General features: G+C 70.8%; 18 protein-coding genes. 1 reads left to right on the top strand and 17 read right to left on the bottom strand.

Features of this window, described 5'->3' with window-relative positions:
• The first annotated feature begins 26 nt into the window (after nt 1–26).
• A complete protein-coding gene (locus tag LUW87_RS17250; protein ID WP_232672441.1) occupies nt 27–1241 on the top strand; it encodes a zinc-dependent metalloprotease in 1215 nt (404 codons plus the stop codon).
• A 36-nt stretch (nt 1242–1277) separates the two neighbouring features.
• Here the strand turns inward: LUW87_RS17250 and LUW87_RS17245 are convergent, their stop codons facing one another.
• From LUW87_RS17245 to LUW87_RS17165, 17 genes are all read right to left on the bottom strand, one after another.
• Complete coding sequence (locus LUW87_RS17245; RefSeq protein WP_232672440.1) at nt 1278–3044, bottom strand: MFS transporter; 1767 nt, start codon at nt 3042–3044, stop codon at nt 1278–1280.
• A gap of 71 nt (nt 3045–3115) precedes the next feature.
• Complete coding sequence (locus LUW87_RS17240; protein ID WP_232672565.1) at nt 3116–3826, bottom strand: response regulator; 711 nt, start codon at nt 3824–3826, stop codon at nt 3116–3118.
• Nucleotides 3827–3831: 5 nt separating this feature from the next.
• The gene (locus tag LUW87_RS17235) at nt 3832–5121 is read right to left on the bottom strand and encodes a sensor histidine kinase (RefSeq protein WP_232672439.1); all 1290 of its coding nucleotides are present in this window, start codon (nt 5119–5121) and stop codon (nt 3832–3834) included.
• An 11-nt stretch (nt 5122–5132) separates the two neighbouring features.
• Nucleotides 5133–5891 carry a phosphate signaling complex protein PhoU gene (gene phoU / locus LUW87_RS17230; protein ID WP_232672438.1) on the bottom strand — a complete coding sequence of 253 codons (759 nt, stop codon included), beginning with the start codon at nt 5889–5891 and terminating at the stop codon, nt 5133–5135.
• Nucleotides 5892–5935: 44 nt separating this feature from the next.
• Nucleotides 5936–6610, bottom strand: a complete 675-nt coding sequence (gene phoU, locus LUW87_RS17225) for a phosphate signaling complex protein PhoU (RefSeq protein ID WP_232672437.1) — start codon at nt 6608–6610, stop codon at nt 5936–5938.
• Nucleotides 6603–7505: a phosphate ABC transporter ATP-binding protein PstB gene (gene pstB, locus LUW87_RS17220; RefSeq protein WP_232672436.1), complete on the bottom strand. Its 903-nt coding sequence runs from the start codon at nt 7503–7505 to the stop codon at nt 6603–6605. Before pstB (LUW87_RS17220) ends, phoU (LUW87_RS17225) begins: the two co-directional genes overlap by 8 nt.
• Before the next feature lie 10 nt (nt 7506–7515).
• Complete coding sequence (gene pstA / locus LUW87_RS17215) at nt 7516–8466, bottom strand: phosphate ABC transporter permease PstA (RefSeq protein WP_232672435.1); 951 nt, start codon at nt 8464–8466, stop codon at nt 7516–7518.
• Nucleotides 8467–9408 carry a phosphate ABC transporter permease subunit PstC gene (gene pstC / locus LUW87_RS17210; RefSeq protein WP_249420612.1) on the bottom strand — a complete coding sequence of 314 codons (942 nt, stop codon included), beginning with the start codon at nt 9406–9408 and terminating at the stop codon, nt 8467–8469.
• Between the two features lie 57 nt (nt 9409–9465).
• Nucleotides 9466–10467, bottom strand: a complete 1002-nt coding sequence (locus tag LUW87_RS17205; RefSeq protein WP_232672433.1) for a PstS family phosphate ABC transporter substrate-binding protein — start codon at nt 10465–10467, stop codon at nt 9466–9468.
• A gap of 227 nt (nt 10468–10694) precedes the next feature.
• Entirely contained in the window at nt 10695–11555 is an 861-nt protein-coding gene (gene pstB, locus LUW87_RS17200) for a phosphate ABC transporter ATP-binding protein PstB (protein ID WP_249420585.1), read from the bottom strand.
• A 45-nt stretch (nt 11556–11600) separates the two neighbouring features.
• The gene (gene pstA, locus LUW87_RS17195; RefSeq protein WP_232672432.1) at nt 11601–12494 is read right to left on the bottom strand and encodes a phosphate ABC transporter permease PstA; all 894 of its coding nucleotides are present in this window, start codon (nt 12492–12494) and stop codon (nt 11601–11603) included.
• Nucleotide 12495: 1 nt separating this feature from the next.
• Complete coding sequence (pstC, locus tag LUW87_RS17190; RefSeq protein WP_232672431.1) at nt 12496–13488, bottom strand: phosphate ABC transporter permease subunit PstC; 993 nt, start codon at nt 13486–13488, stop codon at nt 12496–12498.
• 1 nt (nt 13489) lies between these two features.
• Nucleotides 13490–14524, bottom strand: a complete 1035-nt coding sequence (gene pstS, locus LUW87_RS17185) for a phosphate ABC transporter substrate-binding protein PstS (protein WP_232672430.1) — start codon at nt 14522–14524, stop codon at nt 13490–13492.
• Between the two features lie 141 nt (nt 14525–14665).
• A complete protein-coding gene (locus LUW87_RS17180) occupies nt 14666–15154 on the bottom strand; it encodes an NUDIX hydrolase (RefSeq protein ID WP_430300544.1) in 489 nt (162 codons plus the stop codon).
• Complete coding sequence (locus tag LUW87_RS17175) at nt 15151–16665, bottom strand: CYTH and CHAD domain-containing protein (RefSeq protein WP_232672429.1); 1515 nt, start codon at nt 16663–16665, stop codon at nt 15151–15153. Before LUW87_RS17175 ends, LUW87_RS17180 begins: the two co-directional genes overlap by 4 nt.
• Nucleotides 16666–16677: 12 nt before the next feature.
• Nucleotides 16678–18822 carry an RNA degradosome polyphosphate kinase gene (locus LUW87_RS17170; RefSeq protein WP_232672428.1) on the bottom strand — a complete coding sequence of 715 codons (2145 nt, stop codon included), beginning with the start codon at nt 18820–18822 and terminating at the stop codon, nt 16678–16680.
• Between the two features lie 104 nt (nt 18823–18926).
• Nucleotides 18927–19196: a hypothetical protein gene (locus LUW87_RS17165; RefSeq protein WP_232672427.1), complete on the bottom strand. Its 270-nt coding sequence runs from the start codon at nt 19194–19196 to the stop codon at nt 18927–18929.
• Nucleotides 19197–19217: the final 21 nt, after the last annotated feature.

The raw sequence follows: 19217 nt of genomic DNA, 5'->3' as shown, positions 1-19217 counted from the left end.
CGCGCATGGGGCCTACGCTGAACCGGGTGAGCCCGGAACCCCCCGACACCCCCGACGACCCCTTCGGACAGGGGGGCACCAACCCCTTCGAAGGGCTGCCCATCTTCGGCGACCTCGCCCGGTTGTTCTCCCAGCAGGGCCCGGTCGGATGGGACGCTGCCCGGCAGCTGGCCTACACCGTCGCCACCGACGGAGGCCAGGAGACCAACGTCGATCCGCTCGAGCGGATCAAGATCGAGCAGCTGGCCCGAGTGGCCGAGCTCCACGTGGGCACCGCCACCGGGCTGCCCTCCTCGGCCACCGGCCGGGGCATCGCCATCACCCCGGTCACGCGCGGCCAGTGGGTGAACGCCACGCTCGACGCCTGGCGTCCCCTCTTCGAAGCGCTCGCCGGTGCGCTGCACTCCCCTGCCGCCGAACCCGAGAGCCCCGACCCCGCCGACCCGCTCGGCTTCATGGCCCCGCTGATGCAGATGGTCGGCCCCATGATGCTCGGCATGACCGCCGGATCGATGGTCGGCCACCTGGCCCGCCGGGCCCTCGGCCAGTACGACCTCCCCATCCCCCGCCCCCCGTCCGACGAGCTCATGGTGGTGGTGGCCAACCTCGACGAGTTCGGCGAGGAGTGGAGCCTGCCCCCCGACGACCTGCGCCTCTGGGTCTGCGTGCAGGAGGTCGCCACCCACACGGTGCTGCGCCTCCCCCACGTCCGGACCCGGCTCGACGAGCTGCTGCTGGCCTACGTGAGCGGGTTCCAGCCCGACTCCTCCGCCCTCGAGGACCGCCTGGGCGACATCGACCCCGGCGATCCCTCCTCGCTCACCAACCTGCAGCAGTCGATGTTCGGCGACCCCGAGATCCTGCTCGGCGCCATCCAGTCGCCCGCCCAGCGCGAGCTGCTGCCCCGCCTCGAGGCCTTGGTCATGGCCATCGTCGGCTACGTCGACCACATCATGGACACGGTGGGCCACGGGCTGGTGCAGGACTACCCGATGCTCACCGAGGCGTTGCGCCGGCGACGGGTGGAGGCCCACTCGTCGGACCGCTTCGTCGAGAAGCTCCTCGGCCTCGAGCTCTCCCAGGCCAGCTACGACCGCGGCGCGGCCTTCGTCGGCGGGGTGGTCGAGCGTTCCGGTGCCGAGGGCCTGGCCCGGTTGTGGGAGTCCGACCGCACGCTGCCCACCCCCGCCGAGATCGACGCCCCGGGCCTCTGGCTGGCCCGCATCGACCTGCCCGACTGACCGGACCCCCAGGTCGCCGACCGGCAGGCTCGGGACTCAGGGGGACGGGGGTGCCTCGTCGGCGTCGGCCGGCGCGGCCTCGTCGCCGCGAACCGCGTCGTCGGAGGGAACCGCCTCGTCCCACGCCTCGGGGCCGAACAGCATCCCCTGGCCACAGACCTCGGGCGGCGCCGCGCCGGTGCCCCCGCTCGGCCCCGCGTCCGGTTCGGGGGCCCGGCGCATCCACCGCCGGGCCCGATCGGGTGGCGGCGGCGCGTCGGTGACGGTGGTGACGTCGGCTCCGGGCCGGCTGGCGGTGGACGAGCGCGACGCCCACGGCGGGTCGACGGCGAAGCCGCGCCGCACGGTGGTGGCGTCGCCGTCGACGAGGGTGGGGTCGGGCGGCGCAGGGGTGGGCGGCGCAGGGGTGGGCGGCGCAGGACGTCGGTCGTGGTCGGCGGTGGCGGTGGCCGCGACCTGGTCGCCGTCGGATTCGCCGTCGGAATCGGGTTCGGGTTCGGGGGTGAGCGGGTGCGGCGAGCGGACCCCAGGACCGAAGAGGGGCCGGAGCTTCCAGCCCCGCCGCCGGACGGGCACGTTGCCCTGGCGGATGCGCCGCAGCTCGAGGAGGTACCAGCCGGCGGTGATCGACGCCGCCACCGCGATGAGGGCGAAGCCCACCTGTGCCGACACGGGCACCACGATCGGCACGAGCGCACCGATCACCCAGATGAGCTGGAAGCGGGTCTCGAAACGGGCGAAGGACCGCCCGCGGTTGGCATCGGGAGCGTCACGCTGGAGGATGGCGTCGAAGGCCTGCTTGGCCGAACTGCCCGTGGCCCCCACCAGCATCGACATCACCGCGGCACCGAAGAGGCCACCGATGACCGCGGTGGCCAGACCACCGACGGCGATGATGACGAGGGCACCGACCAGGATCTGCTCCTCGTTGGCCAGGCGGCGCAGGCGCGGGGCGATGACCGCGCCCACGAAGAAGCCGATCTGGGCGGTGGCGGCCACCACGCCGAGCTGCCACAGGGGTGCGCCGGCGTCCTTGAAGGCGAAGGCCAGCATGAAGGCGAGGAACCCGACCACGCCGCGCACCAGCGACATGGCGGTGCCGGCGAGGAAGATGCCGGCGCTGCGCAGCTCTTCCTTCTCGGCTTCGCCGACCGGTTCGTCGGCCACCACCGTGGGCTGCAGGCGCAGGGCGAACACCGTCGCCACGACGAAGAGGATGGCGCTGAGCCCCAGCGACCAGCGGGACCCGCCGAGGGCGAGCAGGGCACCGGCGGGGGCGGCGGCGATGACCACCACCACGGCGGACAGCACGGTGAGCTTGGAGTTGGCCTCGACCAGCTCGGTGTCGTTGCGCACGGTGCCCGGCACGACTGCGCTCTTGGAGATCGTGTACACCTTGCCCAGCACCAGCATGCCGAAGGCGGCCGGGTAGAACCACAGGTCGTCGAGGTAGCGCACCACGGTCAGCGCCAGCACGGCCCGCAGGGCCATGGACCCGGTGATGATCCACCGGCGGCCACCCTTGATGCGATCGAGGGCGGGCCCGATGAGCGGGGCGGCGATGGCGAACGGGGCGATGGTGAGCACCAGGTAGAGCGCCACCCGCCACCGGGCGGAGTCGAAGTCGAGCGAGAAGAACACCGACCCGGCCAAGCCGATGGCGAACACGGCGTCGCCGGCGACGCCGGCGGCGTGGGTGCGAGCCAACCGGGCGAAGGCCGTGGGGGCCCAGGGGTTGCGTGGGTCCCGCCGAGGCTGTGCCGGACCGAGGCGATCCGGCGGTGGGGGGGCGGGACGGCTCACCGCGCCCATGCTAGGAGTGCCGCGCGACGGCGCGGTCTCGCTGCGAGGCGCCCAGGGGCGGCGGGTCCTCGTCAGGAGCGAGGGACCTCGTACTTGTAGCCCAGGCCCCGGATGGTGACGATGTGGACCGGGTTGGCCGGGTCCGGCTCGACCTTGGCCCGCAGGCGCTTGACGTGGACGTCGAGGGTCTTGGTGTCGCCCACGTAGTCGGCCCCCCACACCCGGTCGATGAGCGTGTCGCGGGTGAGGACCCGGCCGGCGTTCTCGAGCAGCAGAGCGAGCAGCTCGAACTCCTTGAGGGGCAGGCGCACCTCCTCGCCGCGCACCGTGACCTCGTGGCGCTGGTGGTCGAGGCTGACGTCGCCGACCGCGAGCACCTCGTCCACGGTCAGGGCGGACAGGTCCGGGGCGCCCCCATCGCTCGGGAGGCGCCGCAGCACGGCCCGCATGCGCGCCACCAGCTCGCGCAGGCGGTAGGGCTTGGTGACGTAGTCGTCGGCGCCCACCTCGAGGCCCACCACGGTGTCGATCTCGGCCCCCTTGGCCGTCACCATGATGATGGGCACCGACGACCGGCCGCGCAGCTCACGGCACACGTCGAGGCCCGAGACCTTGGGCAACATGACGTCGAGCAGCACCAGGTCGGGCTTCACGTCGTCGAACATGTCGAGCGCCTCGGCGCCGTCTCGGGCCACCGAGACCTTGAAGCCCTCGCGGGCCAGTCCGACCGTGAGGGCGTCGATGAACGAATCCTCGTCCTCGACGACGAGGACCGAGGTCAGGGTGGTCATCGGGCGAGCTCCTGTGCAGGGGTGGTGGTGGAGGTGGGGGTGGGATCGGGGACCAGGTGGGCCGGGAGGTGCAGCGAGAACGTGGACCCGACGCCGAGGCGGGACTCGACCTCGACGGTGCCGTCGTGGTTGGCGGCCACGTGGCGCACGATGGCCAGGCCGAGGCCGGTGCCACCGGTGTCGCGGCTGCGGCCCTGGTCGACCCGGTAGAAGCGCTCGAAGATCCGCTCGAGGTCGCGCGCCGGGATGCCGATGCCGCGGTCGGCGACCGACAGGGCGAGGCGGCCGTCGTCGCCCAGGCGGGCGGCGACCTCGACGGTGGAGCCGGCGTCGGAGTACTTCACGGCGTTGTCGAGCAGGTTGGAGACGGCCGAGGTGAGCTGGCGCCGATCGCCGCTGAGCTCGACGCCCACGTCGACGCCGCTCTGGTCGAGCACGATCCCGGCCTGCTCGGCGGCCGGCTGGATGCGCCGGACCGCTTCGGCCACCACGTCGTGCACGGCGAACGTCGCCCCCGGGGCCATGCCGGTGGTCTCGATGCGCGAGAGCTCGAGGAGGTCCTCGATCGTGTGGCCCACCCGCAGGGCCTCGGTCTGGATGCGACCGGCGAGACGGGCCACGACCTCGGGGTCGTCCTCGCCGAGCAGGGTCTCGGCCAACAAGCCGATGGCCCCGACCGGCGTCTTGAGCTCGTGGCTGATGTTGGCCACGAAGTCCTTGCGCACCGCTTCGAGGCGGCGCCGTTCGGTGACGTCGTCGATGATGACGACCACGGCGTTGCCGTCGTCGGCCGAGATGGGAGCGACGTCGACGACCACGACGCGCCATGGGGGGCCGTAGAGCTCGAGGACCCGTTGGTCGGCCCGTCCCTCGAGCGCCTCGTCCACCAGTTCCGCCACGGCCGCCTCGACCAACGCGTCGGCGTGGCGGGCGGCCACGAAGGCGGCGGCGGCGGAGTTGCGCTCGACGACCTCGCCGCGACCGTCGACGACGACGACGCCCTGGGGGAGCCCCTCGAGCGCGGCGCGCAGCAACGCACCTGTGCCGTCGGCGTCGGCCAGCGCTCTCGTGCGATCGACCAGTGCCCGTTCGACGAGGGCGAAGACCCCGGGGAGGCCGATCGGTTCGTGGGGCACGTCGACGCCCGCCCGCTCGAGCGCCTCGGAGGCGGCCCGGACGGACCGACGACGGTCGGCGTAGATGCCCACGGCCACGCCGAGCGCGAGGGTCGCGAGGGCGACGGCGAGCCCGCCGATCAGCTCGACACCGGTGAGGCCGAAGGCCACCGGCCCCCCGTTCACGCCGTGGTACCGGCCCCGGACTCGAGGTCGGAGCCGACCCGTCCGCTGATCCCCTCGCCGGCCATCTCCGAGCGGGCTTGGAGCCGAGCGGCCCCGCTGTGCTCGGGGAGCCAACCGGTGACCATGTACTGCACCCGCTCGCCGATGTTGACGGCATGGTCGCCGATGCGCTCGTAGTAGCGACCGATGAGGGCCAGCTGCACGGCCTGTTGGAGGTCCACCGTCTGGCCGGCGTGGGATTCGAAGATGGCCTGGATGTAGTCGTTGTGCAGGTCGTCGAGCGAGTCGTCGATGTCGTCGAGTGCAGCGGCCAGACCGGCGTTGCGCTCCACGTAGGCGTCGATGGCCAGCTTGTAGAGGCGGGCGGCTTCTTCGGCCATGCGCTCGATGAGGCCCCTGACCCGGGCGTCGAGGCCGGCGCCGTAGATGCGCCGGGCGCCCTTGGCCACGTTGATCATGAGGTCGGCCGACCGTTCGATCTCGGCGGTCAGCCACATGGCCGTCACGATGCAGCGCAGGTCGCTGGCCATCGGCTGTTGCAGGGCGAGCACGTGGTAGCACTGCTCCTCGATGTGCAGGGTGAGGGCGTCGACCTCGTCGTCCGCCTCGATCAGCGCCTGCGCCCCGCCCATGTCGTTGGTCAGCAGCGCCTGCGTGCCCCGGGGGATGAACTCGCCGAGCATCGCCGCCAACCGCACGATGTCGTCGCGGATCTCGTCCAGCTCCTGGTGGAAGGGCTTGCGCGCCTCTGGCATCTCGTGTCCTGTCCCGGTGCCCTCGGATGGCCCGTGGTCTCTGCTCAACGAACTTCGGCGGCGAGGTGGGTCGGATCGCCGGTGATGAGGTAGCGAACCCTCGCCCCCAGGATGGCAGCATGATCGGTGATCCGGTCGAGTGCCTGTCCCGCCACCAGCGTATTCAGTGCCGCGGGCACCGCCTCGGGACCGTCGTAGGAGAGCATGGACTCCACCAGCTGCTGGGTGGAGAAGTTGACGCGGACTTCGTTGGCCACCTGCTCGGCGAGCGCCTCGTCCATGGCCGACCATGCCCGCAAGGCCTCCCGGAAGCGATGGAGGGCGTCGTCGGCCATCGTCAACAAGATGTCGAACGATCGCGGCGCAAGCGTCAGCAAGCGGTGCTCGGGCGCCAGCTTGCAGACCCGTAGCGAGAGGTCGCCGATCCGTTCGAACTCCGAGGTGACCCGCAGCACCGAGACGATGAGGCGCAGGTCGCCGGCGACGGGGGCCTCTCGGCGCAGCAGCTCGTAGCAGCGCTCGGTCAGCGACACGTTCATGTCGTCGATGGTGTCGTCGGCGCTGATCGCCCGCTCGGCCAGCACGAGGTCGCCCGTGCGCAGCACGTCGCGCATGCGCTCGAGGTTCTCGTCGACGAGCACCCCCATCATCTCGGCCTGCAGCGAGAGCTGCTCGAGCTCGGCCGAGTAGTGGAGCCGGAGGGGGACTTCCTCAGCCAAACCGACCCGTGACGTATCGCTCGGTCCGCTCGTCGGACGGGTTGGCGAAGATGGTGTCGGTGGTGTCGTACTCCACCAGCACACCGGTGCGGCTGCTGGTCTCGTCGTCGGCCAGCACGGTGAAGAAGGCGGTACGGTCGGCGACACGGGCGGCCTGCTGCATGTTGTGGGTGACGATGACGATCGTGTAGGTGTTCTTGATCTCCATCATCAGGTCCTCGATGCGGGCGGTGGACACCGGGTCGAGGGCCGAGCAGGGCTCGTCCATCAAGATGACGTCGGGCTGCACGGCGATGGCCCGGGCGATGCACAGGCGCTGCTGCTGCCCGCCCGACATGCCGTAGGCGTTGTCCTTGAGGCGGTCCTTCACCTCTTCCCACAGGGCGGCGCCCCGCAGGGCCTCCTCGACGATGTCGTCCATGTTGCCCTTCATCCCCGTGGTGCGGGGCCCGAACGCCACGTTGTCGTAGATCGACTTCGGGAACGGGTTGGGCTTCTGGAACACCATCCCGATGACCTTGCGGACCTGGACCGGGTCCACGGTCGGGCCGTAGACGTCGGCCCCGTGGTAGCGCAGCGAGCCGCTGACCCGGGCCGCGGGGATGAGGTCGTTCATGCGGTTGAGGCAGCGCAGCAGGGTGCTCTTGCCACACCCCGAGGGGCCGATGAGCGCGGTGATCTCCTTCTCGGCGATCTCCATCGAGACCCGGTCGACCGCCAGCACGTCGCCGTAGTGGACGGACACCTCGTCGAGCTCGAAGACGTGCTCGCGGAGGGCGTCGTCGGCGGGGGCGTGGTGGGGCTCGGCGCCGTCGATCGGCAGGCCGGCCTCGCGCCGGGTGGTGGGGTCGGTCACGGGGGGGACCTCTTTGGTCAGTTCGAGGTTCTCGGACATGTTCAGCCGCCTACCATTCCTGTTCGTAGTGATTGCGGAGCCACACGGCCACCGAGTTGACGAGCAGCAGCAGGACGAGCATCACGATGACGCCGGCGGCGGCCAGCACCCGGAACTCGTCCTGGGGTCGTCCGGCGTAGCTGTAGATGAGGACGGGCAGGGCCGAGTAGCCGTCCTCGAAGAGCTTGGGGTTGAAGGTCACGAAGGTGACCGCTCCCACCAGCAGCAGCGGCGCGGCCTCGCCGATGGCCCGGGCGATGGCCAGGATCACCCCGGTGAGGATGCCGGGGATGGCCGCGGGGAGGAGCTGGCGGCGGATCGTCTGCCACTGGGTGGCCCCCAGCGCCAGGGAGCCCTCCTTGATGGAGGGGGGCACCGCTCGGATGGCCTCGCGGGAGGCGAGGATCACGGTGGGGAGCACCAGCAGGGCCAGGGTCATGGAGCCGGCCGCGGCCACGAAGCCGAGCGAGAGGGGACCCCGCACGATGAAGGCCAGGCCCAGGATGCCGAAGACGATCGAGGGCACGCCCGCCAGGTTCTGGATGTTGAGCTCGATGAGCCGGTTGTACCAGCGGGTCTTGTCGGCGTACTCCTCGAGGTAGAGGGCCGCGCCCACCCCGAGGGGCACGATGAGCAGGAGCACCCCGCCGATCACGTAGAGCGTGCCCATGATGGCGGTGCGGTAGCCCGCCGTCTCCGGCCTCACCGTCGACGGCCCCTCAGTGATCAGGGCCGTGTCGAGGCGGGGCCAGCCCTCGATGAGGGCCCAGATGAGGATCCCCGCGATCGAGGCGATGGCCACGGAGATGCCCAGCAGCATGAGCGCCAGGAAGACCACGTTGGAGTACCGGTCGAACTTCGACCGCTGGCCGAACACGTCATGGGTAGCCGCCCGGGCACCGCTCACGGCGAGACGGGCACCTCCTCGAGCGGCCGGTGGGTCCTTGGTCAGCTCGGACATCTATTCGTAGACCTCCCGGAAGCGGTGGACCATGCGGATGGCGAGCATGTTCATGCCCAGGGTGAAGAGGAACAGCAGGAGGCCCACGGCGAAGATGGTGTCGTAGTCGAGGGTGCCGGTGGCGATGTCGCCGGTGGCCCGACCGCCGATGAAGGCGGTCATGGTCTGGATGCCCTGGGTGGGGTCGAAGCTGAGGTTGGGATTGCCGGCACCGGCGGCGATGAGCACGACCATGGTCTCGCCGATGGCCCGAGAGGCACCCAGGACGAAGGCGGCGATGATCCCGGAGATGGCGGCGGGGAGCACCACCCGCAGCGACACCTTCAGCTTGCTGGCGCCCAGGGCGTAGGCGCCCTGGCGCAGGCCCTGGGGCACGGACCGCATGGCGTCGTCGGAGACCGACGCCACCAGCGGGACGATGAGCAGGCCCACCGCGAAGCCGGCCACGCCGATGGAGAAGGGGCCCTGCCAGGGGAGGAAGGGCAGGAGGTCCTCGGCCAGGGGCCGCAAGAACCAGAAGGCGAACAGGCCGGTGGCCACCGTGGGGATGCCCTCGAGCACCTCGAGCACCGGCTTCAGGATCTTGCGCACCCGGTGCGGGGCGTACTCGGACATGTAGATCGCCGAGGCCAGGCCGATGGGGATGGCGACCGACAACGCGATCACCACCACCATGAGGGTGCCCACCACGATCGGGAGCACACCGAAGCTGGGGGTGGCGAACGACGGCGCCCACTGGGTGCCGGTCAGGAATTCCATGACCGGCACTTCCTGGAAGAAGCTGATCGCCGGCAGGAGCAGCGAGATGACGATGGCGGTGGTCACGGCCACCGACAGCGCCGCGCAGGCGAGGAGCAACAGCTTGATGATCTTCTCGCCGTAGCGAGGGCTGGTGGCCTCCAGCGTGCGGCGCTGAGGAGCGCCGACGCCGGAGACCACCATGTCGACCGAGGTCACGGAGATTCCTCTCTTGTCGATTCCCTACTGGTCACGAGTGGCTCAGGAACCGGCGAGGGCCTGAACCTTGGCCAGCTGCTCTTCCTTCTGCTCGTCGGTGAGGGGCACGTAGCCGCCGATCTCGGCGATCTCCTCGGCGTTCTCGATGGTGAACTCCATGAAGGCCACCACCTCGGGACGGGCGAGGGCGGTATCGCTGGCGTAGATGAACAGCGGGCGCCCGAGGGGGGTGTACTCGCCGGCCTGGACGTTCTCGAGGGTGCCGTCGACGCAGCCGTTGCCGTCGTCGATCTGCAGGGCCTTGACCTCGTCCTGGGCCTCCTGGAAGTAGGAGTAGGGGATATAGCCCATGGCCCCGGCCTCACCGGACACGCCCACCACGGCGGCGGCGTCGTCCTCACCGATGTCGGTGTAGTCGGTGCGGATCTTGCCCTCTTCGCCGTTGATCTCGTCGGTGAAGAAGTCGAAGGTGCCGGAGTCGCTGCCCGGACCGTAGAGGGTCATGCTCGTGCTGGCGAAGTCGCCGGCGTCGATGCCCTCGACGTCGCCCCAGGTGGACACGGTGGAACCCTCGTCCCAGATCTGGCTGATCTGGTCAACGGTGAGGCAGTCGATGGGGTTGTCCTGGTTGACGACGACGGAGAGGGCGTCGTTGGCGACGGTGATGTTGTCGTAGGCGATGCCGTTCTCGTCACACTGGGCGATCTCCTCGTCCTTGATCTCACGCGAGGCGTTGTTGCCGTCCGTCTCACCGATGCAGAACTTCTCGAAGCCGCCGCCGGTGCCGGAGATGGCGACCGTCACGCGGACGTCGGGGTTCTCGTCCATGAACAGCTCGGCGGCCACCTCGGCGAGGGGCCCGACCGTGCTGGAACCGTCGAGGTTGACCTGGCCGGAGACCGAACCGCCGCCGCCGCCGTTCTCGGAGGCTTCGGTCGTGTCGGAGCTGGAACCGTTGTCGTCGTCGCCGCAGGCGGCAGCGGTCAGGGCGAGAGCGGTGAGCGTCGCAACGAATGCGGCACGTCGCCGGGTGGGGGTACGCAAGGTGGGTTCTCCTGTGGAGCTCGGGGACGCACGTCATTCGTGAGCGTGCAGCCGGCACCATAAGAAGCCCGCCTGTCGGAGCAGTGTCGCCGAGGTGAACGACCACGTTGCGCCGAGGTGAACAGTTGGGGCGCGCCTGCGACGGCGGTCACCATCCACGGGGCGAAGCCACCCGTCGTGCCGGCCCGACCCCGGGCTGCGGTCGGACGCCGGCCCCGCTGCCGGGATCAGCCGAAGCGGCCGGTGATGTAGTTCTCGGTGCGCTCGTCGGCCGGGGCCGAGAACATCTGGTCGGTGCGGTCGTACTCCACCAGCAGTCCGGTGCGCTGATCGCCGTCGGGGTTCACCTCGGTGGTGAAGAACGCCGTGCGGTCGCTCACCCGGGCCGCCTGCTGCATGTTGTGGGTGACGATGATGATCGTGTACTCGGACTGGATCTCGGCCATGAGGTCCTCGATCCGAGCCGTGGCGATGGGGTCGAGCGCCGAGCAGGGCTCGTCCATGAGCACGACCTCGGGCTCCACGGCGATGGCCCGGGCGATGCACAGGCGCTGCTGTTGCCCACCCGAGAGCCCCAGGGCCGAGTGGCCGAGACGGTCCTTGACCTCGTCCCACAGCGCCGCGGAGCGCAGGGCCTTCTCGACGATCTCGTCGAGCCCCTTGCGGATCCCGTTGAGCCGGGGGCCGTAGGCCACGTTGTCGAAGATCGACTTCGGGAACGGGTTCGGCTTCTGGAAGACCATCCCGATGCGCTTGCGCACCTCGACCGGGTCGATGCGCGGATCGTAGAGATCCAGTCCGTGGTAGAGGATCTGGCCCTCCACCCGGGCGGATTCGATGAGGTCGTTCATCCGGTCGAAGCAGCGCAGCACGGTCGACTTCCCGCAGCCCGACGGGCCGATGAAAGCGGTGATCTCGTGCTCGTGGACCTTCAGGTCCACGTCTCGGACGGCCCGGAACCCCCCGTAGTAGACGTGCAGGTCGCGCACGTCGAAGACGGTGCGGCCGATGGGGGCGTCGGCTCCCGACGTCACCGTGCGGCGGTCGTCCGCGGCGGCGAGGAGCGTGGGCTGAGGATCACTGGGCATCGAGAGGCCTCACGGGAGATGGGAGCACGGAGAGGGCGAACATGGTCACGCCCCTCGTCCACGCCCGATGCGGGCGGAGACCGCCCGGGCGCCGAGGGTGAGCAGGAACACGATGACGACGAGCGTGAAGGCGGCCGCCCAGGCCCGGTCCTGAGCCGCCAGGAAGGGGTTCTGGGCGTTGTCGAAGATCTGCACGGACAGCGCCGTGGTGGGGCCGTCGAGGATGTTCGGGTTCACCACCCGGGCCACGCCGATGGTGAACAGCAACGGGGCGGTCTCACCTGCGGCCCGAGCGACCGCCAGCATCGCCCCCGACGTGAGCCCTCCGGCGGCGGACGGCAACACGACCTTGAGGATGGTGTGCCACTTGCGATCCCCGAGGGCGTAGCTGGCGTGGCGGAGCTCGTCGGGGACGAGGCGCAGCATCTCCTCGCTCGAGCGGATCACGATGGGCAACATCAGGCACGCCAGGGCGAGCGCCCCGCCGAAGGCGGACAACCCGAAGTTCACCGTCCAGACGGTGAAGACGAACAAGCCCATCACCACCGACGGCACGCCCGTCATGACGTCGGACACGAAACGGATGAGTCGGGCGGTGCGTCCCGTCCCTCCGTACTCGTTGAGGTGGATGGCCCCGAGGATGCCGAGCGGCACCGCCATGAGGCTGGCCAGGCCGGTGATGACCAGGGTGCCCACGATCGCGGGAGCCATGCCCCCGCCGGCGATGCGACTGCGCACGCTGATCCGCTCGGTGAACCACCCGGGCTCGATCAGCCCGATGCCCTTCGTCGTCACGTAGCCCACCACCAGAGCGAGGGGCACCACCGCCACCAGCAGCGACCCGACCATCCAGACGGTGGCGACGCGATCGCGGACGCGGCGGCTGGTGCTGGTGGTCGAGCGGAGGAGGTCCGTCGCGTCGGGTTCGTGGCCGGCCATGTCAGGCTCCTCCGAGCTTTCGGTCCATTCGACCGACGACGACGCGGGCTCCGACGTTGACCACGATGGTGATGGCGAAGAGGACGACCCCCAAGCCGATCAGCGCCGACCGCTGCAAGCCGGCGGCTTCGCCGAACTGGTTGGCGATGACGGCCGCCATGGCATCGCCCGGGGCGAAGAGGTCGGCGGTGATCTGCGGCGTCGAGCCGATCACCAGGGCGACGGCGATGGTCTCGCCCATGGCCCGCCCGAGCCCCAGCATCACCGCCCCCACGATGCCCCCCTGGCTCCAGGGCAGCACGGCGGAGCGGATCATCTCCCAACGGGTGGCGCCCATGCCGTAGGCGGCCTCGCGCTGGGAGGCGGGGACGGTGGCGATCACCTCGCGCGACAGCGAGGTGATGATCGGCGTGATCATGATGGCGAGGATGATCCCGGCGGTGAGGAACGAGCGTCCGCTCGAGCCCGGGCCGAACACGGCCCCGAGGACGGGCCAGCCGTCCACCGCGTCGGCGATCGACGCGAAGACGGGTTGCAGAGCAGGGGCCAGCACCAGCACGCCCCACAGCCCGTAGACCACCGAGGGTACGGCGGCGAGGAGGTCCAGCAGGTAGACGACCGGGCGTCGGAACCGCCGAGGGGCGGCCTCGTTGGCGTACAGGGCGATGCCGACGCTCACCGGGACGGCCATCACCAACGCGAGGAACGACACCAGCAGGGTCCCGTAGACGAAGGCCAGCGCGCCGTAGCGCCCCTCGGCCGGCACCCAGTCGTCCCGGGTCACGAACCCGAGACCCTCGGCGGAGAACGCCGGCCAGGCCTCCCGGGTGGTCGAGACCGCGATCAGCACGAGGATGGCGAGGACCGTGAGCCCGGCCCCCAGCGCCACGATCCGGAAGAGCTGGTCGCCGGCGTTCGTGGCGCCCCGAGAGAGGAGCTCGCCGCGCTGGGATCGCAGGGTCGGCCGACCGGGAGCGGGTGACGAGCGCTTCACGTCAACCCACCTGGATCCGGTCGATCTGGGCCTGTGCCGGCTCGAGCACGTTGGTGGGCAGCCGGGCGAAGTCGACGACGGCGGCCACGTCCTGGCCTTCGCCGAGCACCCAGCGCAGCCAGACCTTGAGGTTCTCCACGGTGGAGTCCTCCGGATAGGTCTCGTAGACGAGGATGTAGGTGGGCGCGGTGATCGGGTACGCCTCCGGCCCGTCGGCATCGAGGGGGTCGTAGGTCAGGTCGTCGTTCAGCTCCGCCCCCGCCAGGGCCGCCGAGGCGGCTTCGAGCGAGGGGGCCACGTAGTTGCCGCTGCGGTTCCGGACGGACGCCAGCGCCAGGCCCGAGGGCTTGGCGTCGGAGTAGTCGACGTAGCCGATGGCCCCGGGGGTGTCCTGGATGAGGTGGGCGACACCGGCGTTGCCCCGGGCCGCCTGGGCCCGGGGCCAGGCGACGGTGTCACCGGCGGTGACGGTGAAGACCTCGGGCGCCGCCCGCTCGAGGTACTTGGTGAAGTTGGAGGTGGTCCCCGAGCCGTCCGATCGAACGGCCACGGTGAGCGGCGTGGACGGCAGCTCGAGGTCGGGGTTGTCGGTGGCGATGGCCGCGTCGTCCCACCGCTCGATCTCGCCCATGAAGATCGATCCGAGCGTGTCCTGGGAGAGCCGCAGGCCCTCGACACCGGGGAGGTTGTAGGACACGGTGATCGGCGCGGCGACGCTCGGGAAGTAGAGGAAGGGCCGATCGAAGTTCGACACCTCGTCGTCCTTGACCAGGCTGTCCGAGCCGGCCCAGTCGACCGTGCCGGCCGACAGGTCCTTCTTGCCCTGCCCGGAGCCGACCGCGTTGTAGTTCACGACGATCTCGTCGTTCACCTCTTCGAGCTCGGCGATGGCCTCTTCGTAGAACAACTTGGGGAAGGTGGCCCCCGAGCCGTTGATGGTGCGGGCGCCCGCACCGGCACAACCGGACGCGACCAGGGCCACGGCCACCAGGCCGAGCGCCACCGTGGCTCGCGTGAGGCGGGAGAACGTCGACACGCGGCAGGTGACTCCTCGGTGAACGTCAGGTGGCCGACTCGTGGACGGGTGAACGCTAGGAGTCGAAGGTGACGAGCCAGGGGGCGTCAGGTGAACTGAGAGTGAACGACAGGTGGCCGTTTCTCGACGTCGGGGGCGTGCTCACCCGGGGCCCGGACCGTCGACCGCGCCCGGACCCTCGACGGCGAAGGTCTCGAAGGCGTCGAGCAGCTCGGCGTCGTGGCCGTAGGTGAGCCGGGACCGGGCCTCGGCCAGGTCCCGCCACTGGAGGCGGTCGACCTCGTCGTTGGGCGTGAAGGAGCCATCGGCGATGGTCATCTCCCAGTACCGCACCTGCTTGTGGCGTCCCTTGCCGTCGACGTAGCGCACCGTCGGGAGCTCGTGGCCGAGCACGCACTCGAAGCCGGTCTCCTCGTGCACCTCGCGGCGGGCGGCCTCCTCGTCGGTCTCGCCCTCCTCCAGCTTGCCCTTGGGGAAGGTCCAGTCGCCGTACTTGGGGCGGTGGACCAGGGCCACCTCGGCCACACCGTCGGCCACCCGCCACACCACCCCACCGGCGGCGCGCACCTCGATGGGGGCATCGGCTCTCGGTGGGGTTCGCCCTCCGCCGTCGTCGTTCCGAGAGGTCACGGCAGCCAACCGGTGAGGGCCTTGGTGTCACAGGCCTTCCAGGCGGCCCGCCACGAGCCCCGCCGCTCGGCTGCCAGCCGACGCTGGGCAGCCACCAGCTGGCCGGCCACCATGGCCTCGGCGTGGGTCAGCCGCGGGGTGAGGCCCCGCAGCCAGTCCATCGCCACGGCGGTGTCGTGCAGCTCGCCGAGCTCGTCCTGCAGGTGGGCCACCGCCCAGCTCAGACCCGACGCGGCGTCACCGACGACGGGCTCGGCGGCGTCGGCGGCGTACCGGGTGCGCTTGGCGAGGATGCGCACGCGGTGCAGCTCGTCGTCGCTCGGGTGGTCCCCCAGGTCCCGAGCCGTCCGACGCAGCTTCCTCCAGCGCTCGGCCACCAGGCCCGGGACCACGTCGACGGCCGGCCGGTGGGCGTCCGGGCCGAAGCGGGGACGCGCCGCGGCCTCGACGAGGTGCTCGAGCAGGTCGACGTAGCGGTCGGTGCGCATGACGGTGAGCAGAGCAGCGACCTGGCGGCGACGCTCGTCGACCAGGTGAGCCAGGACGGACGCCCCGACCGGGTGGTCCCGCTCGTCGAGCCCGGCGACGTCCCGCCACAGCGCGTCGAGGAGGACGTCGGTGTCGCGCACCACCCCCAGCTCGCCGGCCAGCCACGCCAGCTCGGCGCGCAGGCCGTCGGCCCAGCCGTGGTCGAGGACGGCCCCGAAGGTGCGCAGGTTCGAGCGCAGCCGCCGTGTGCCGACCCGGGCCTTGTGCACCCCCTCGACGTCGTCGTCGAGGCGGATGACGTGATCGTGGTCGAGCACCTGGCTCACCGACGCCCGCAGGGCGGCGACGACCAGCTCGGCCGCGGTGGACCCGGGCCCGACCTCGGCGGGCGCCAGGTCCGGGGGCGCCAGGGCTCGGGGGCCCAACGCCCGCACCACCTTGGTGGTCCGATCGGGAGCCCCCGCGCCGGCCTCGGACAACGAGGCCGCCACCAGGGTCAACAGGTCGGGAGAGCCGCCTGCGGCCAGCTCGACCTCGATCTCACGGAACCGGACGGCGACGTGGTCGTCGGCATCGACGACCGACACCTCGTCGTCGTCAAGCTCGGCCAGCTCCGAGCCGTCGGCGCCCGTCAGGACGTGCCGGCGCCGGGTGGTGCGGATGGTGGTGACCGGGCCCAGGGGTTGGCGTCGCACCCAGGCCGTGACCAGATCGGCCAGCTCGGCGGGCACCTCGTGGGCGTCGCTCACCACGTCGAGCTCCCGACGCGACAAGGCGATTCCCGACGGGGCCGTGGCCGGCAGCTTGAGCGTCCAGCGGGTCGCGCCCTCGCCCGTCCGGCGACGCAACGACACGCCCCGACGCACCAGGTCCAACTCGTGGGTGTCGACGTAGACGGCGTCGAGCTCGAGCGTCGGGGCCTCGGCGACGCCGACGCCCGGCGCCACCTCGGCGAGGTCGGGCAGCTCGAAGCCCGGCCACGCCGCCATCTTGATCTCCTGCTCCAAGCTGGCGTCCGCCATCGTCGTCGTGGGTCAGTCGGCGCTGCGTCGCTCGAGGGCCAGCTGCTGGAGGCGGCGGTGGGTCTCCACGCCGTCGGGCCCGCGATGGTGGTGCCAGGTGCTGTCCGGACCGAGCGACCAGGCCAGCGAGTCATCGGCCAGGTTCACGTCGAGGACCTCGACGAGCCGGGCCTGCAGCGCCGGTTCGTCGATGGGGACGAGGGCCTCGACCCGTCGGTCGAGGTTCCGGGGCATCAAATCGGCCGAGCCGATGTAGAACACCGGTCCGTCGTCGTCGCCGCCGTGGGCGAAGTGGTACACCCGGGAGTGCTCGAGGTAGCGGCCGACGATGGAGCGCACCCGGATGTTCTCCGACAGCCCGGGCACCCCGGGCCGCAGGCAGCAGATGCCCCGCACGATCAGGTCGATCGGGGTGCCGGCCTGCGAGGCGGCGTAGAGGGCGTCGATGATCTTGGCGTCGACCAGGCTGTTCATCTTCAACACGATGCGCCCCTCGGGACCTCGCGCCGCTTCGGCCTCGATGAGCGAGGTGATGCCGGGGCGCACGGTCGTGGGCGAGACCAAGAGCTTGCCGAAGCCCGGCTCGCGAGCGAAGCCGGTGAGCAGGTTGAACAGCTGGGTGAGGTCCGAACCGATCAGGGGGTCGGCGGTGAGCAGCCCCAGGTCCTCGTAGAGGCCGGCCGTCTTGGGGTTGTAGTTGCCGGTGCCGACGTGGCAATAGCGCCGGATGCCGTCGTCCTCCTCGCGCACCACCAGGGTGGTCTTGGTGTGGATCTTGAGGCCCATCAGGCCGTAGACCACGTGGACGCCCGCCTTCTCCAGCTGGCGGGCCCACCCGATGTTCTGCTTCTCGTCGAAGCGGGCCTTCAGCTCCACCAGGGCGGCCACCTGCTTGCCCCGCTCGGCCGCCCGCACCAGCGACTTGATGATCGAGGTGTCGCTCGAGGTGCGGTACAGGGTGAGCTTGATGGCCAACACCCTGGGATCGGCCGACGCCTGGCGGATGAACTCCTCGACCGACGTCGAGAACGACTCGTAGGGGTGGTGGACCAGCACGTCGCCGTCGCGCAACACGGCGAACAGGTCGACGGGCTCGTCGGACAAAGGCCGCAGCCGCGGCTGGGTGATGGGCGTCCACGGGGGGTCCTCGAGGTCGGGCCGGTCGAGGCCCCGGATCGCCCACAGCCCGCTGAGGTCCACCGGCCCCGGGCACAGGTAGATGTCGGCGTCGTCGAGATCGAGCTCGCGCTGGAGCAGCTCGAGGATCTCCGGCGAGACGTCCTCGGCGACCTCGAGGCGCACGGCGCGCCCGAAGCGCCGGCGGCGCAGCTCGATCTCCACCGCCTCCAGCAGGTCGTCGGCCTCTTCCTCTTCGAGGGTGAGGTCGGCGTTGCGGGTGACGCGGAAGGCGAAGTGGTCGCCGGGCTCCATGCCCGGGAACAGCACCCGCAGGTGGGCGGCGATGACCTGCTCGAGGGGGACGAAGCGCTCGCCGTCGGGCATCACGACGAAGCGGGGCAGCAGGTTGGGCACCTTGACCCGAGCGAAGCGCCGTTCGCCCCCGACCGGGTCGAGGACGACCACGGCCAGGTTGAGCGACAGGTCCGAGATGTAGGGGAACGGATGCCCCGGGTCGACGGCGAGGGGGGTCAGGACCGGGAAGATGCGGTCGGTGAAGACCTCGTCGAGGTACTTGCGGTCGTCGTCGTCGAGCTCGTCGTAGCCGGAGTAGACGAGGCCCGCGTCGGCCAGCTCCGGGACGAGCCGGTCGAAGAAGATCGAGTTGGCGTAGCCCAACAGGTCGTCGAGGCGCTCTCGGATCTCGCTGAGCTGCTGGGCGGCGGTGCGACCGTCGACCGTCTTCTTGGGCAACCCGGCCGCGACCTGGTCCTTGAGCCCGGCCACCCGGACCTGGAAGAACTCGTCGAGGTTCTGGCTGAAGATGGCGACGAACTTGGCTCGCTCGAGCAACGGCACGTCGGGGTTGACGGCCAGAGCGAGCACCCGGGCGTTGAAGTCGAGCCAGGAGAGCTCGCGGTTCAAGAAGCGCTGCGGCGACGAGGCCAGCTCGTCGGCCGTGAGCTCCTCCACCGATCGCCGCACACCGATGGTGGAACCGCCGTCGGCAGTGGCAGAGACCTCGAAGGGTGCGGACATGGGCCGAGCCTACAGGGGCGCTCCGGCCCGGATCGGGGCCCGACGGGGCCGTTCACCTGGCGTTCGCGACGACGACCTCCGTCGGTCGCGGCGCCAGGGTGTCATCACTCGTCGGGCAGGCCCAGGTCCCACTCGAGGGTGAGACGCTCGCGCTCGGCGTCGCGCACCACCCGCTCGCGGTTGCGGCGGAACTGGGGGTCGTGCGGAGGGAGGAGCAACAGGCGGGCGTTGACCCGGGCCCGGAAGTCGTCGACCAGGCCGCGGACCTCGGACTCGCCCTGGACGTCCCAGTGAGGGGCGACCGGCCCGAGGTAGATCACGCGGACCCGGCCCCGCGGGGGACCTTCGGTTTCGGAGAGATCGGTCATGGACATCGCGGGGGCTCTTTCGGATCA

It is taken from the genome of Rhabdothermincola salaria (assembly GCF_021246445.1).
Classification (GTDB): Bacteria; Actinomycetota; Acidimicrobiia; order Acidimicrobiales; family Acidimicrobilacustridaceae; genus Rhabdothermincola_A; species Rhabdothermincola_A salaria.
This window is presented reverse-complemented; position numbering and strand designations above follow the sequence as displayed.

Excerpts from the sequence above, each read along its gene's own strand:
- phoU (WP_232672438.1), bottom strand. The coding sequence starts at position 5,891 with ATGCCAGAGGCGCGCAAGCCCTTCCACCAGGAGCTGGACGAGATCCGC.
- pstA (WP_232672432.1), bottom strand. The coding sequence starts at position 12,494 with ATGGCCGGCCACGAACCCGACGCGACGGACCTCCTCCGCTCGACCACC.
- pstC (WP_249420612.1), bottom strand. The coding sequence starts at position 9,408 with ATGGTGGTCTCCGGCGTCGGCGCTCCTCAGCGCCGCACGCTGGAGGCC.
- LUW87_RS17165 (WP_232672427.1), bottom strand. The coding sequence starts at position 19,196 with ATGTCCATGACCGATCTCTCCGAAACCGAAGGTCCCCCGCGGGGCCGG.
- LUW87_RS17175 (WP_232672429.1), bottom strand. The coding sequence starts at position 16,665 with ATGGCGGACGCCAGCTTGGAGCAGGAGATCAAGATGGCGGCGTGGCCG.
- pstB (WP_249420585.1), bottom strand. The coding sequence starts at position 11,555 with ATGCCCAGTGATCCTCAGCCCACGCTCCTCGCCGCCGCGGACGACCGC.
- pstA (WP_232672435.1), bottom strand. The coding sequence starts at position 8,466 with ATGTCCGAGCTGACCAAGGACCCACCGGCCGCTCGAGGAGGTGCCCGT.
- pstB (WP_232672436.1), bottom strand. The coding sequence starts at position 7,505 with ATGTCCGAGAACCTCGAACTGACCAAAGAGGTCCCCCCCGTGACCGAC.
- LUW87_RS17170 (WP_232672428.1), bottom strand. The coding sequence starts at position 18,822 with ATGTCCGCACCCTTCGAGGTCTCTGCCACTGCCGACGGCGGTTCCACC.